The organism is Bacillus sp. SSR7 (genome assembly GCF_055902415.1).
The window spans coordinates 385,348-400,928 of the sequence record NZ_JBVVXV010000001.1 but is presented as its reverse complement, the minus strand read 5'-3'; the positions used below and the strand labels follow the sequence as shown (position 1 = coordinate 400,928).

At 33.8% G+C, this 15,581-nt stretch carries 12 protein-coding genes and 2 pseudogenes; 11 read left to right on the top strand and 3 right to left on the bottom strand.

Annotated features, from left to right (window positions below; all coding sequences use genetic code 11):
• Nucleotides 1–47 precede the first annotated feature (47 nt).
• Nucleotides 48–480, top strand: a pseudogene (locus tag AC0NJG_RS02110) (ArpU family phage packaging/lysis transcriptional regulator).
• Between the two features lie 90 nt (nt 481–570).
• Here the strand turns inward: AC0NJG_RS02110 and AC0NJG_RS02105 are convergent.
• Nucleotides 571–1,140 (bottom strand): TetR/AcrR family transcriptional regulator, encoded by a 570-nt coding sequence (locus tag AC0NJG_RS02105; RefSeq protein WP_000593067.1) that lies wholly within the window; start codon nt 1,138–1,140, stop codon nt 571–573.
• Nucleotides 1,141–1,541: 401 nt separating this feature from the next.
• Between AC0NJG_RS02105 and asnB the strand changes: the two genes are divergently transcribed.
• The 5 genes from asnB to AC0NJG_RS02080 all read left to right on the top strand — a co-directional run bounded on the left by asnB (nt 1,542) and on the right by AC0NJG_RS02080 (nt 12,053).
• Nucleotides 1,542–3,368, top strand: coding sequence for an asparagine synthase (glutamine-hydrolyzing) (gene asnB, locus AC0NJG_RS02100; protein ID WP_474062803.1), 1,827 nt, complete (start codon nt 1,542–1,544; stop codon nt 3,366–3,368).
• 708 nt (nt 3,369–4,076) lie between these two features.
• Nucleotides 4,077–5,909 (top strand): GAF domain-containing sensor histidine kinase, encoded by a 1,833-nt coding sequence (locus AC0NJG_RS02095; RefSeq protein ID WP_474062802.1) that lies wholly within the window; start codon nt 4,077–4,079, stop codon nt 5,907–5,909.
• Nucleotide 5,910: 1 nt separating this feature from the next.
• A complete protein-coding gene (locus AC0NJG_RS02090) occupies nt 5,911–6,552 on the top strand; it encodes a response regulator (RefSeq protein WP_087952265.1) in 642 nt (213 codons plus the stop codon).
• A 401-nt stretch (nt 6,553–6,953) separates the two neighbouring features.
• On the top strand, nt 6,954–11,195 hold the full coding sequence (locus AC0NJG_RS02085; RefSeq protein ID WP_087952264.1) for a S8 family serine peptidase: 4,242 nt from the start codon (nt 6,954–6,956) through the stop codon (nt 11,193–11,195).
• A gap of 258 nt (nt 11,196–11,453) precedes the next feature.
• Nucleotides 11,454–12,053 (top strand): CalY family protein, encoded by a 600-nt coding sequence (locus AC0NJG_RS02080; RefSeq protein ID WP_000023360.1) that lies wholly within the window; start codon nt 11,454–11,456, stop codon nt 12,051–12,053.
• 278 nt (nt 12,054–12,331) lie between these two features.
• Here the strand turns inward: AC0NJG_RS02080 and AC0NJG_RS02075 are convergent, their stop codons facing one another.
• Entirely contained in the window at nt 12,332–12,817 is a 486-nt protein-coding gene (locus AC0NJG_RS02075; RefSeq protein ID WP_474062801.1) for a hypothetical protein, read from the bottom strand.
• Nucleotides 12,818–13,230: 413 nt separating this feature from the next.
• A complete protein-coding gene (locus AC0NJG_RS02070) occupies nt 13,231–13,662 on the bottom strand; it encodes a hypothetical protein (protein WP_087952272.1) in 432 nt (143 codons plus the stop codon).
• Here AC0NJG_RS02070 and AC0NJG_RS02065 point away from each other — a divergent pair.
• From AC0NJG_RS02065 to AC0NJG_RS02045, 5 genes and pseudogenes are all read left to right on the top strand, one after another.
• Nucleotides 13,556–13,786, top strand: a complete 231-nt coding sequence (locus AC0NJG_RS02065; protein WP_087952262.1) for a hypothetical protein — start codon at nt 13,556–13,558, stop codon at nt 13,784–13,786. The two genes, AC0NJG_RS02070 and AC0NJG_RS02065, sit on opposite strands and share 107 nt — an antisense overlap.
• Nucleotides 13,787–13,822: 36 nt before the next feature.
• A pseudogene (locus tag AC0NJG_RS02060) lies at nt 13,823–14,055 on the top strand (hypothetical protein).
• A 381-nt stretch (nt 14,056–14,436) separates the two neighbouring features.
• Nucleotides 14,437–14,760 carry a hypothetical protein gene (locus tag AC0NJG_RS02055; protein ID WP_087952271.1) on the top strand — a complete coding sequence of 108 codons (324 nt, stop codon included), beginning with the start codon at nt 14,437–14,439 and terminating at the stop codon, nt 14,758–14,760.
• Between the two features lie 106 nt (nt 14,761–14,866).
• On the top strand, nt 14,867–15,049 hold the full coding sequence (locus AC0NJG_RS02050) for a ribonuclease domain-containing protein (protein WP_306299052.1): 183 nt from the start codon (nt 14,867–14,869) through the stop codon (nt 15,047–15,049).
• A gap of 20 nt (nt 15,050–15,069) precedes the next feature.
• A complete protein-coding gene (locus AC0NJG_RS02045) occupies nt 15,070–15,345 on the top strand; it encodes a barstar family protein (protein ID WP_087952261.1) in 276 nt (91 codons plus the stop codon).
• The last annotated feature ends 236 nt before the right edge of the window (nt 15,346–15,581 follow it).

The window sequence follows — 15,581 nt, the reverse complement described above, 5'->3', positions numbered from 1 at the left end:
AAGCGTTAAGACAAAAGTGATTTTAAAATAAAAAGCAGTGGTTTTACATGATTAAACAATTATCTTTCTTACCAAAAACCGATAGATTAGCAATGCAAGGGTAGTTAGAGGGTGTTCTTATATAAATAGTTAGGAATGATTCGTAAGGAAATGAAAGTCACTACTCCTTATGAAAGGAGAGAACGTGGCCCTATACATACTGTTGGAAAGGCTTTGGAGGATATAGCGATTGCAAATTTGCAATAAAGCGGGCATGAAGAGTGGTTGGAGTCAATGTCATTCCGTATTGATTAGTTTTTAAGCCGATTAGGTCATGGCTGTACTGGTAGGATGTAGAGGGAGATTATTAATGAAGGAGAATCTGTATGTGATTATATGGTCTATAGCGAAATTGGAATGGCTGAACGTATTTATCATCGTTGGAAGTTGAGAGCAATTTCTAATTTCGCTTTTGCCCTTAAATTAGAAATTAAGAAGTAATTGATTTAAAGCCAAAAAAAGACCACCCTTTTAGGCGGTTTTCTTTTTCAGATATTTGTATCACAATTATTTTTTTGTATGTGGTTAAAACTAGTTTTTAAGAAGCATATGCTTTAGCAACTGCAGAAATTCTTTATCACTTTTATCATCTTTTATATAATCCTGTTCATAGTTAAAAATCATTCGTACTAACATAAATGCTGTTAGCGGTAAAGGTACCTTATGCAAAGCTCCTTGCTGATAACCTTTTTCGAGCAAATTACTTATCATTTTAATTGCTTCTTCTTCAGATTTTTTAAAACAAGCTGTAATTTCAGGTGAATGGTACTCTTTATATTCTTGAAAGAGTGTAGAAACAAAGGGATCTTGATGATATTCTAGGCTGATATAATGAAGGATTTTTTGTATTCGAAGTAAAACATCTTTTTCCTCTTTATATAAATCAAATAATTGTGAGCGTTTAAGCTGAATATGACGCATATAGCAGTCACATAATATTTCAGTTTTATCTGTATAGTAATAATAAATAGTTCCTTTACCAACTTTAGCTTTTTTTGCAATTTCATCAACCGTTGTGTTACGGACACCACGCGTAGAGAACAGTATTGTGGCAGATTGAATGATTTTCTTTTTTTTATTTTCTTTTTCTAATTTGATCATTGTCTACACCCTATCCTTGAAATATTTAGCGAAGTTTTCTTTCATTACATTCTCTATCAGTCTATTTATCATTTTTTAACGCCTAATAGAAAGTCCCCTAGTTGCTCCTTATAGAATAACACACATCATTCATATTTCTAGTATATAACTATAATAGAATACAACTTTATAGCTTAGGATAAAGGTGAAAGTTTAAGTTAATAATTTTTTAATCGGACGATGAGAACTCAAGTGAAATGGGAAAGTGATTTCTTTATCGATTGAATTATTTGATTTTTCATTCGATTCATTTTATTATATAAACATGACTAAAAGATGTTTTTAGTCGGATTTTTTTACGAAAAACCGACTGATATCTGATTTTAGTCGATTTCTATACTATTTGAGAGAAGGTAGACACTATGTGTGGAATTGCAGGGTGGATAGACTGGTCTAAAGACTTGTCTAATGAACAAGAAACGTTAAAAAAAATGACAGATGCTATCATTCACCGAGGACCTGACGCAGAGGGGCATTGGTTTTCAAAACGAGCGGCATTAGGTCATCGACGTCTCATCGTCATTGATCCTGAAGGTGGCCTTCAACCTATGCTGTATAAAGATGGAAATGATACGATTGGCCTTACGTTCAATGGAGAAATTTATAACTATCAAGAATTACGTAAAGAACTTGAGGAGAAAGGTCATGAATTTCAGACACAGTCTGATACAGAGGTATTACTACATGCTTATTTAGAATGGCAAGAAGATTGTGTTCAACACTTAAATGGGATTTTTGCTTTTGGTATTTGGGATGAAAGATTTGGGAAATTGATACTTGGTCGTGATCATCTAGGGGTGAAGCCTTTATTCTTCGCTCAAAGAGGGAGTGCAATTCTCTTTGGTTCAGAGTTAAAAGTTTTACTTTCGCACCCGCTTGTAGATGCAGAAGTAGATAAAGAAGGACTTTCTGAAATATTCTGTCTTGGACCAACACGTACTCCTGGTCATGCTATTTTCAAGGATATACATGAAGTGCGTGCTGGCCATTATATGACGTTTACCTCTAATGGCTCGACTACGACACAGTATTGGAAACTTGAAAGTAAAAAACATGTAGATGATATTGATACAACAGTCGAGACAATCCGCTCCATTTTACAAGATACGGTTAAACGTCAGTTAATTGCTGATAAACCAGTGGTATCTATGCTTTCCGGAGGTTTAGATTCCAGTGGTTTAACAGGTTTAGCAGGAAATGAATTTGGGAATAAAGGGGAACGCCTTCATACATATTCCCTGAATTTCATCAATGATGAAAAAGACTTTGAGCAAGACTTCCTTCGTTTTGATCGTGATGAACCTTGGGTGAAACGTGTGGCTGAATATGTAGGAACAAAGCATCACTCTATAGAGTTAGGATCAGATAGTTTAATAGAGTATTTATTAACTCCAATGCGAGCGCGTGATCTACCAGGGGTTGGAGAACTAGAAACGTCTCTTTATTTGCTATTTAAGGAAATGAAAAAAGACGCAACAGTTGCACTTTCAGGCGAATCTGCAGATGAAGTATTCTCAGGATATCCATGGTTCCATCAAGCAAAGTTTTTAGATGCAGAGATATTCCCTTGGAGTGTTAATTTATGGTATAGTACAGAAATTTTATCAGAGGATTTTAAAGCGAAGATTAGCCCTGAAAAATACCAAACACAAAAATTTGAAGATGCGGTTGCTGAGGTTCCCTTTTTAGAAGGTGAAAGTGATCTGCAAAGGAAGCAACGTCAAATGTCTTACATGTTTATTACACGTTTCTTGCCATTTATGCTAGAACGAAAAGATCGCACAAGTATGATGAATGGCTTTGAAGTACGAGTTCCATTTTGCGATTACCGGCTTGTAGAATACTTATGGAATGTCCCATTCGAAATGAAAAGTATAGACAATATTGAAAAAGGTATTTTACGTCGAGCTTTTGAAAATGTACTTCCAGAGGATGTACGTTATCGCAAAAAAAGTGCATATCCAAGCACAAAGGATGCCTCTTATCTACAAGGTATTAGTGAAAGGATGTTACATGTGTTGAACGATCCTGAATCACCTATTTTGCCATTAATTAATGTAGAAAGAGTCCGTGCTATTGCAGAAGGAAAAGACGAAGTAATTTCAGGTAATGATGCACGAGGTATAATAGATTATTTACTTCAAGTTAATGGTTGGCTTCAGGAATATAATATTAAATTAGTATGGTAGATGTAATTTTCAAATAAAGAGAATAGCTGAAACATCAATGACCTAAGTGAACCGCACCTTCAATGTATTAGATAGTTATCTAACAATTGGAGATGCGGTTTTATTATTTTGATTTGCAATAACCCTAATCATTTAGTCAATTAGGATCAAATAAGAAACATAGAAATAGAGGAAATAATATGAATTGGTGGTTCCATTCTGAGAGTAGGAAGTCTATTTGAACTCGCTACCGATAATCAAATGATATGTTAATTAGATTTGATTACTGTATGCATCGTCTTTTCTTCAATAAATATAAAGTGTTAAACTTCATATTTATTATATAAGGAGATTATCTCATGGGTTATTTGCAAATATTAGATGGGGAGTATTTGACACCTGCATAACCTAAGGATTTAGATGAAATTAATATAGATAAGTATTTACGATTGCCTTCCTATTTTTCTTAGAATTCTTTTAGTGAATCAAAATTTGAATTGCGTATACATCTTTTGTACTAGTAGACTTAAGTCTAAAAGTATGTACAATTACACCATTTGACTAATGGGTAAACTTTACAAACTAATATATACTAGTATTGTGTCTTGCCTTTTTAGGTGCAGTACACAGCCGGTGATTGGCTAGTGGATGTTCTTCCATTTTGCCAGTGCCGGTTTTTTGTTGGATAATAGAGAAAATGAAGTTTTTATAAAGAAAGAAGGGGTTGTTTTGAAAGATGTAAATTCTATCTTTATGAGAGAAAAGATTGCTAGTACTTATCTTTATTTTATTTCTTTTCTTGGTTTGGTTACTATAACTATATCTTTACTTGAAATTAAAATCCCTTCTCATCCAACAATACTCATATTGTTGTTACTATTTATGGGGATCGCAGAGTATTTTCCTGTAAGATTTTGGAGAGGAACTAGTTCGCTTACCTTTCCGATCATTTACGCTATGAATTGGCAGTTTGGAATCCATATAACTATTATTGCTATTGTACTCGTAACGCTAATTATTCACCTGCATCGTCGTTCACCGATACAAAGAATGTTATTTAATAGTACTCAGCATGCACTAAGTTTGATTTTGGCCGAATGGTTTTCAAACAAATGTATGTCCTTATTCATTACTACGATAGATATATCAGTTCTGTATGAAAATTTAATATCTTTGTTATTATTTTGCGTGTTTTTTTGTTTTTTCAACAATCGTTTTTACGATTTGTTAATGATACTCCTTCCGCAGCCATATTCAATCCATCAGTGGTATAAAAAAACTGTAACGGTATTTCTTTGCGAAACTTTTGGTTTCTCTTATTCGGCACTGATGCACGTATTAATTAGTACATATAGTGTGGAGGTAAACGAGATTACAGTACTGTTTTTCTTTTTTCCACTTGTAGCAACTTCTGTTATTAGTTCTTTTTCTGTACGGATAAGGATGGAGAAGGAACGATTATATGAGTTATTTCTTATTACGACCGAAATTAGTCGAGGATTAACCGGAGGAAACTTGAAACATATTAAACAAGCACTTAAAGGTTTTTTTGGCATACAAGCATATGTAATTTGGACAAAAGATGATGAAAACTGGAATATTCTGTTAAAAGATGGGAAAGTCTGCGCTGATATACCTGATGATTCAGAAAAGTTAAGGGGGTTTGAGGAACTTTCTAAAAATCTTGTATTGAATGATTGGAAAATTGGTACGGCTCCTGGAGATGAAATATTTGATAGTGTTATACGCTCACTTGTATATTTTCCTCTTATAGTAAATGATGAATTAGTCGGAATGTTTGTTGCAGGGAAAAGTAGAAATGCAGGTTTCTTTCCGGAGGATGTACAGTCGTTAGCTACATTTTCTAACCAATTAGCTAACGTTGTTAAAACAAGGATATTGATTTCTGAACAGGAAAAAAGAATGATCTTAGAAGAAAGAAATAGAATCGCCCGTGAAATTCACGATGGTATTGCGCAAACATTAGCCGGGCTGATATTCCAACTAGAATCCGCGCAGAAAAAATACCGTGATAAATCAAAAGATATGCAGCAAGTAGTAGAGAAAAGCATAAAAGATTTAAGAGGAAGCCTAGGAGAAGTTCGCTATTCAATTTATGCTTTAAAACCATATCCGACAGAACAATTAGGTCTTAAGCAGGCAATAGCAAGTAAAATAAAATCTTTAAAACAAGAATATGAACTAGACATTACCTATCATGAAAGAGGTCATGCACGTGCGCTTAGTTTTTCAAAAGAAAGAGTTATATTTGATACATTACAAGAGAGTTTGCAAAACATTGTAAAACATGCACAAGCAAAAAAGGCTGATGTTTTACTCAGTTATCAAAGTGAGCACGTGCTTTTAAGGGTTAAGGATAATGGAGTTGGCTTTTCACTATTTGAGTCTATGGTTAAAACAAAGAATGAGCCACATTATGGTATATTACATATGAATGAACAAGCTGACCAATTAGGAGCTACTTTACAGATTGATAGTTCTGTAGGGAAAGGGACAGAAATTACACTGTTAATTCCAGATTCACAAACAAGGGGTGCGTAAAATGATTAAAATATTAGTAGTAGATGATCATGCTTTTTTACGAGATGCAATTCGGAGCATACTAGAGGACGAATCTGATATGAAAGTCGTTGGAGAAGCTAGCTCTGGGGATGCAGTATTGGGAAAAGTAGAAAAATGTCGACCAGATTGTATTTTGATGGATATTAATCTTCCAGGGAAAAATGGGATTGAAGTTACAGAGTTAGTGAAGAAAAATTATCCGAATTGCCGAGTACTTGTGTTTACAATGTATGAACATGATGAGTATTTAATGGATGCACTTCAGGCCGGTGCTGATGGTTATTTATTGAAGGATTCCTCATCAGAGCAGGTAGTAGCAGCAATTCGAATGTTATACCGAGGTGATTCAGTTATTCATCCGCGTATGACTAAAAAATTAATTACATATCATCAGCAAAAAATGAAAGTAGAATCAAATGAAAATGAACTGACGGAACGTGAAAAGGAAATTCTCTTTGAACTAGTAAAAGGACTTAGTAATAAAGAAATTGCTGAAGTTTTATATATTAGTGATAAAACAGTTAAAATACACATCAATAAAATTTTTAAAAAACTAAATGTAAAAAGTCGATCGCAAGCAGTGATTTATGCAGTACGAAATCAATTGGTTCCGCTAGATTAAATAAGAAATCTATCAAAGAACTATCGTGTCGTTTTATTCTGTATCACAAAGAATAAAGGACAAGGTAGTTCTTTTGTACTATGTAGGCATAGAATTCTTACAGAAAAGATACTCCTTTTGTTTAATTTTCAGAATAATCAAAATGTGAAATAATAAAAATGGAATTACATTTTAATATTGTTAATAATTCATTTTGTGAAAATCTTTTGTTGGGAATAAATGATAGGGGCTCTTATAGAAAGAGTAAAGTGAGTGATTAGCTATATGAGGTATGGGGATGGTAGTAGTGTTGGAAATCTTTCATGATACAAAAGATTAAGATTAATAGAGTTTCCAATGCTAAATAGGAATGTAAGAATCAATTTGTTTCAAAAATAATATGTATAATGGGGAGATGCAATATGAAACGAGGGAAATTTGGAAAGATTCTTATTGGAACGTTAACAGTTGGAATGTTATTGTCTCAAGGAATTCCATATAACGTATTAGCGGAAGAGGTAAATACATCTACTTTAACTGGAATTGATGATGCAAATGCTATCTTAAAAAGCCTTACAAAGGAACAACGTAATGCCTTAAAAACGTTAGATACAAAACCAGGTTTTGTTATTTCGCCAGGTATCAATACAGCAAGTCCTGATAATGTGAATGTGATTATAGAATTTAAGCAAGCACCTAGCAAAATTGAAGTACTAAAACAAGCGGCTAAAGGGAAAAAGGTAGCTCTTTCAAATGCGGAACAAAAGGTAGAAGCATCACATAAAGGATTTAAAGCAGAGCTTGAACAGCTTCAAAAGAATAAAGAGAAAGGGACAACTGTAAATTCTGCAAAGATAACAAGAGAATATAAAAATGCTTTTAATGGTGTAGCGATTTCTTTACCAGCAAATATGATCGAAGACTTAGTTCGTACCGGTATTGTTAAGCGCGTATGGGAAGATCATGAGGTTAAAATTGATTTGCCGAAAGACACAGCTAAGACTGCTGTTGAACCGAAAATGGCAGATAGTGTACCGCAAATTGGTGTGGACAAGCTGCATGATGAAAAAATAACAGGTAAAGGAATTAAGGTAGGTGTACTGGACACAGGAATTGATTACAACCACCCGGATTTGAAAGATGCATATAAAGGGTATCGTGCAAAACAAGGTGAAGATCCGAGTAAAATAGATCCGAACTCAATAAAAGGATGGGACTTTGTTAATAATGATGCTGATCCAATGGAGACAACGTATAAGGATTGGCAAAATTCTGGAGGATATCCTGAGATTTATGAGGGAAGTGCATATTATACATCCCATGGTACGCATGTAGCTGGGACAATTGCTGCAGACAAACAGAATAGTGTGGATTATGCAGTGAAGGGCATTGCTCCAGATGTAGATTTATATTCATATCGCGTATTAGGTCCATATGGAAGTGGACAAACAAGCGGTATTCTTGCTGCGATTGATAAAGCAGTGAAAGACGATATGGATGTTATTAATTTATCACTAGGAGCATCTATTAATGATCCGTTATATCCTACCTCTGTCGCAGTGAACAATGCGATGTTAGCTGGTGTTGTTACAGTAGTAGCAGCCGGTAATAGTGGTCCGGGAGAAGGTACCATTGGATCACCTAGTGCAGCGGCACTTCCAATTACAGTTGGAGCCAGTGACGCTGCAATGAATATCCCAACGTTTTCCGCCGATGCAGGTGATGTACATGTAGATAAGATGATGCTACTTGGAAAAAGCTTTACTGATAAGATTGAAGATTTGAAAGGACAATCCTTATCGGTTGTATATACAGGGCTTGGGAAATCAGGTGATTTTACAGGGAAAGATGTGAAAGGGAAGTTAGCTCTTATCCAACGCGGTGAGATTACATTTGATGAAAAAATTAAAAATGCTAAGGAAGCAGGTGCAAAGGCAGTAATTGTATATAACAATGTAGATGGGGAAATTACAAGTTATCTTGGGGAAAGTACTTCATCTATTCCTTCGTTCCGCTTAACAAAAGTAGATGGTGAGAAATTACAAGCAAAAGCTGTACAAGGAGATGTGTCGTTAGCGTTTGGGGAACTTAGTAATATAAAAACAGAGGGAGATCACTTAGCTGATTTTAGCTCCCGTGGTCCTGCAACTAAAACAGATGATATTAAGCCAGATATTGTAGCACCAGGTGTGTCTATTTTCTCAACTGTCCCTGAATATATTAATGATCCAAAGGATGGAGAAAATTATCCGGTAGCGTATGGACGTATGTCAGGTACATCTATGGCAACTCCTCATACTGCAGGAGTTGCAGCACTCATTTTACAAGAACATCCAAACTATAGTCCATTTGAAGTAAAAGAAGCACTTATGAATACCGCGGTTGACCTAAAAGAAGAGCGTTCTGTATTTGAAGTGGGCTCAGGACGAATTGATGCATATCGTGCAGTTCATGCGGATACATCTATCGAGGTTGTCGATAAAACATCCAACGTTGTAGATGATGAAGAAGTAGAAATTGAAGAAAAAACAGGTTCTATTGCATTTGGGTATAAAAACCAACTCGAAAATGGACCTATTAAAGATAGTCGAAAAGTCTTAATAAAGAACAGCAGTAAAACAGAGGGGAAAGAGTTTAAATTAGAAGTGGAGTTTTCACCTACAAGTGTAGGTGTGCAAGATGCAGCGAAGAATGGTGTGAAGCTAAACGTAAAAGATTCTATTAAAGTAGCTCCTGGTACATCAGAAGAAATTAGCCCTGAAATTATCATTCCAGATAACGCTGAATTTGGTAGATATGAGGGATATATTCATATTTCAAATAAAAGCAATGAAAAAGAAGTATATCAAGTACCATTTGCAGTTAAATTCACAGAAAAAGGGATTGCGTCTGTAGATTTACTGAGAGATGCAATGGCAACAGATGCATCGAAATTCCATCCATTTATGGAGAGACCAAGTTCGCCTTTGACATTTAAAGTAAATAGTCCTCTTGAAACTATTGATGCAGTTGTGAAGGACCGTAAGACAGGGAAGGCATTAGGAGTCGTTGGTACACTTGATGCAAGTAGTCTAACACCGAATGTTGAATATATGATGTTTTCTGGTATGGGAGGGTATGTACTTCCATTTACAGGGGATCCAGCTCATCCAATTGGGGATAAACCTGTTATGTTGCCTGATGGAGATTACGAATTAAACTTCGTTGGATATGATAAGGAAGGAAAATCGTATACAAAAGGCGATAGCATTATCATTGATAATGTTATACCGGAAATGAAATTTAAGGATGTACAACCTGGTATACACGAAGTAAATGATTCTATGTTTAAAGAAGAAGACGGCCAACATGCATTATGGGTGCATGGTAATATTTATGATTCTACAGTAGATGCATTAAAAGCAAAAGGCTTGCAGTATGATCAAAAAGCGAATCAAATTGTATATTATCAAAACTCAGCCTTCCCATCAGGTTGGTTGAATACAATTCAAGCAAATGGTGATTTTAAATTTGGAGTACTTCCAGAGGAAATAAATGAGCCGTTAAATTTAAGATTATTTGGATATGACCTTGCCACTGCGGGGAATATGGCAACTGGATATAAAGATTATGTCTTTGTAAAAGAAGGGACAGAATACGCTGTTCCAAGTTATGACAAAGATAAAATAAAATTAGGTGAAAAAATTACGTTAACTTTGAATCTCAATAATGTAAAACAGCTTATGTCAGGTACATTTGAAATTCCTTATTACAAGCAGCTCTTTAAATTTACAGATGTGAAACCAAATCCAGCACTTACGGAATATGTAAAACAACATGGACTGAACCTTAAATTAGAAGATCCGAAGGTAAGTGAAGAAGGAGCTTGGGAAAACAAGGTAAAAGTTGGCGCGTCATTGGAAGGAAAAGAATTTAAAGGATTAGATGGAGATACACCATTTTTAGATGTTACATTCGAGATGACGAGTGATGAATACTTTAATGATTTAACTGCATTTGGAGTAGATAAGTTCTCTTATACAAAAGTTGGTGCAACAGAAAGCAATGAGATTCCTGTGTTTAAAGATAAATCTTTTGCGATTGTTTCGAAACATTCAACGGTTACAGGATATATTGGTCCGGAAGCTTTCTTGAATGAAGAGGGCTATTTAGGTAAGAAAGACTATACAAAACTAGGAGCAAAAGTGTACGCAGTTGGCAAGGATGGAAAGAAATATACAGGAACGATTGATGATAACGGGCATTTTGAGATTCATAGTGTTCCAGTAAGCGATAAAGAATATGATATTTTCGTAGAAATGCCAGGTCATTTAAATAGTAAATTAACAACAAAAATAGGGAAAATGCAGGATGGAGAATTAGTAGGACAAAACTTTAGAGCTGACATAGATGATAACCCTGCAGGTGATGTAAATGGCGATAAAATGGTTGATATTCAAGATGCTAGAATAGCAGCTTTATCGTATGGAAAAGGAACAGTATCTGTAAAAGATGGAGATATAAATCAAGATGGTGTTGTAGATGAAACAGATATTCGTTTTATCGAGAAAAACTTCTTGAAAAAGGGTCCAGATGCTAAAGAAAATCAGAAACCGAAAGAAAATGTAGGGCCAGTGACATTAGATAAAATCTTACGTTCTATTGGCTTAGAACCAAAAAAATAAGTGGACAAACTTCTAGAGTAAATAATGCAATCAGACAATGAATAGTAAATGAAATGAGATTGGCTAACAAATAACCGGTAATGATATACGGTAACATTACCGGTTATTTTAAAAGTAATAGTCGTTGGGGTACGTGAAGTGACTAGTTTAAAGAGTATTTACTTTCGTTATGGAACAAGGTAGTTGCTTAATGATTATTGTTTGTGGGATGAAAATAAGGATTGTAGTTTGAACTTTAAAAATAGGGGGACTTGTGAAATGAGCATAAAGAAAAAACTTGGTATGGGTGTTATAACTGCAGCGCTGGGCTTATCTTTAATTGGTGGGGGAACATATGCGTATTTTAGTGATAAGGAAGTATCACAAAACACGTTTGCAGCGGGTACTTTAGATTTGAGTGTAAATCCTGAAGTGGTTATCAATGTCGACAATCTGAAACCGGGTGATGAAATGGAGCGTGGTTTTCAATTAGTTAACAAAGGAACCTTAGCAATAGGAGATGTGAAACTCCTGACAGATTACAGTGTAATCGATGCGAAGGGGGATAATGGAAATGCTGATTTTGGTGATCATATCCGTGTGGACTTCTTGTGGAATTTGGATAAAAATGAGGTTCCAATTTGGTCTACTACATTATCTGAATTAAAGGTAGCTACGGAAAATGGAAGTATTCCTGACCTTGTAAAGAAAGGTATTGTAGATCGAGAAGGAAATGGACTTGCTCCTGGTGATGATGATACCTTTTATGTAATGTTCACATTTGTAGATAGTGGTGAAGACCAAAATGTATTTCAGGGAGATGCATTGAAATTAAATTGGACGTTTAATTCCATGCAAGCAAGCGGTGAAGAAAAGTAAGTGTAATGATTTGTATACTGTATGTTTAAGACGTATAGTATTCGATTAAAAGAACGGTACTAAAATTGAAGAGTTTATCGTGAATGGTAAAGCTCCTCATAAATATATAGATTAGAAAACTGATGACGATTTCGCTTTTATAATACATCGTAAAATATATTTTACGATGTATTTTGTTGTAAGTTGAATAGTATAGGAATATTAAATAATTGTTCAGCTTTTGAGATGCCTTGAGGGAATTTAGCGCTTTACGCTAGCTTTGCAGCTTTCCTGGCCCTTTATCCCCAAAAACTAAAGTATTTACTAAAGTCTTTATAAGGAGATAAAAAGCTTTTTAATTCTTGACTAATATCTTCTAGATTCCCATATATATTATCTGCGGCTAAATTTATTTCCTCATTAAAATTATATAGCTGTTCATCTACATAACTGAATCCATCACAGCAATTATTATGTATCAAATTAGATATAAATGGTTTTATTTTCAATACATTTTCTGCATTTAGAATAAATTTATCCCATAACAGTCCCAGTATTATTTTTACGGGTAATTTTTTATCATACGTTCCTTTTACATTTTTTAATTTAGGTACGATGTCAACCAACTTATCATTACTAGATAGAGAAACTTCTATAATTTCAATAGAAGGGCTATCTAATGCTTCAATTGTCTGATCAGCCCAATCAATTATTTCAGTTTTTGAAAATAAACCAATTTGTAACCCAATACTCAGAACCTCAGCTATTATTTTTATATTACCCATATATATAACTCCTTAGATTTCTTTGGTAATTATACATCACAGTAACCTAAAATTCAAAAGGTTGTTGCTAGTATGTAGTAACTACAGGGGTTTATAAACTTAGGCTCCCTTCACATTGTTACCAAGCCATAAGATAAAAGCCCTCCTAAAACGAAAAAAGATGAACAAAATAATAAAAAAGATTCATTTCTATTTCTTTTTAGTTTCTATTCTTTAGTAAAAGAACTTAGTAGATGAAAAGGGTAGATTGTACAATTAATTGGGGGATAAGTATAAGTAACTTTGAACAATATTAAGTTCACCATTTTTATGATGCCGCTTTTTCTATAATGGTAAGTTCAAATTATGTTTCTATTAAATAAAAAATACATCCTTATAAGGATGTATTTTTTATTTAATGATAATGTTATAAATTATTCTACATGAACCGATATGCTTTTAGATAATACTTGCATTGAGAAAGGAACTCTAGCTTCAAAAGCTATAGTGTTTGTTGAATTTGGTGTATTTGAGAAGATGTACGAATCTTTGATACGTAATCTAAATGTTTTTTCAGATCCGAATGGACCAGTATAAGAACTGACTTCGTCTAAAGAACTTCCTGCATATCTAATACCATTAATAGTTAAAGCTTCTGAATATGAATCCGGTGTACCTATTTCACTAACTTTAACATAAAGGTAATCGCCCTTAAGAACAGGAATAGATAAGTAAGAACTTAATTCAAGAGCTCGGGAAATGGCTGCTAAAAAGGGATATAAACCAGGATCTAAAGAATATAACGAACTATTTTCTAAAATTGATCCTCGTGGTATGACACCAAATGTGGTTGAAGATATTATCAAAACTGGTTCTCGTTCTCCGGGTGATAAACCAGGAACTTGGAAACATAGTAGAGCAGATGGTTATGTTATACTTAATGACAACGGGGATGTAATAACAGCTGTTCCCGCAAAGAAGGACAAATAAATAATATTTTACGTTGCAAAAGGTTGGTTACAAATAGTGGATATTAAATATGATGAATACGAACTTTTAGAGCTATTCGAGAGTGAACCAGAAGACTTTTTAATTTAAGTCTTTCTTATAATGAAGGATGTGTATTTGATGTTAATATGGAATCCGTAGAACGTGTCTATACACGTAATGATATACTTTATATTCAGTGCTCTGAAGAAAAAAAAGCGATAGAAGTGAGATTCAAACCGCACTTTGCCATTAATATTAGAGAATTCTAATAAAAAACCGTGGGAAATAATTATTTTCTACGGTTTTTATTGTATCAATTTGAATATTTTCCTAGAGTTTCCTTTCATAACCTGAATCGTTTCTATACCCCGTTCACGATTTATGAAGAGGTCATTATACATTGAAAAGATACTTCAATTTTAATAGGTAAAACAAGAAATTCGTATTAATAAAATTCATTTTCGTAGCTTAGTTTCATGCTTTTTGTAAACCTATTTAAATACTTATATTATTGTTTAACTATGCTAGCGACCATATGGTCCAGAAGATTATGCGTGGGGTACACTGGCCGTGACGTTAGGGTCATTACTAATGGTAAAGGTGATGTAGTAACCTGTTGTCCCTTATTAAGGATAAAAGGAGCCATTGCGATGGGAATTATTTATGATGAATTGGAATTGTTAGAGATTTTCTGCAATGAACATGAGGTTATAGATGCTGATGCAAGTATATTTAGTTACAAATCGATAGATACGTTAGGATATACCTTGGAATTATTTATATCTGTTCATGAAAATTATGTAAGCTTTGAATTGACGCATGAGAACTTAAAATCGGTTATTTACGATATTGTAGTGGTTAATGTAAATAAAATAAAAACTTGGGAAAATACTTTGAAAGTTTACGATGAAAGTGAAAAACAACTATTACAAGTTGCTTTTAAACCCAATTTTTCATTACAGACTAAGTTTTAAAATAATAAAAAGGGTCATTTTTTTGATCCTTTTTATTTTTAAGACCTAGAACACCTTGCATACCTTGAACATGATATAAAAAAGTGAGGCATAACCAAACGTCTGCATATTAAGTTATATTTACCGTAATAATGAAGGTTTATTACCAAGTGCTCCAAATAGGACTTGGGATGAAGCGAATATAAATTATATATCAGGGTATGGAGGAAATGATAGAATTATTTATTCTAGTGATGGATTAGTGTATAAGACTTCGGATCATTATAAAACGTTTACCGAAGTAGAATAGGAAATAGAGGGATTAAATTTATGGAAATAGTAAAATTGGATGGAAGAAAATTCACTAGTAAAGAAGTATTGCATCAAACATTAAAAAAACAATTAGATTTCCCTAGTTTTTATGGGGAAAATGCGGATGCTTTGTGGGATTGTTTAACTGGGTTTATAGGTCTTCCTATAACAATAGAATGGGAATTTTTCAAGAGTACTCAAAAGATGTTAGGACCTTATGCAGATTTAATTTTAAAAATATTTCAAGATGCACAAAATGAAATGCCTGGTAAGTTCTATATTGTTGTAAAATAATTTAAAGAGCCTTAAGTAAACATAAAAACCGTAGAAATATTTGATTTCTGCGGTTTATATTATATCAATTTAATTCGTTTTTATATTGGTCCTTCATACTTCAATCCGTTTCTATACCTCTGCAATATTATGAATCTCTTTTTAAACGATATGCTTGTTATAATCAAGCATTAGATGTGGGGCAGGGGAAATGGTTGAATTTTAAGTTTAAAGATAAAAATAAATAAGGGGAATAT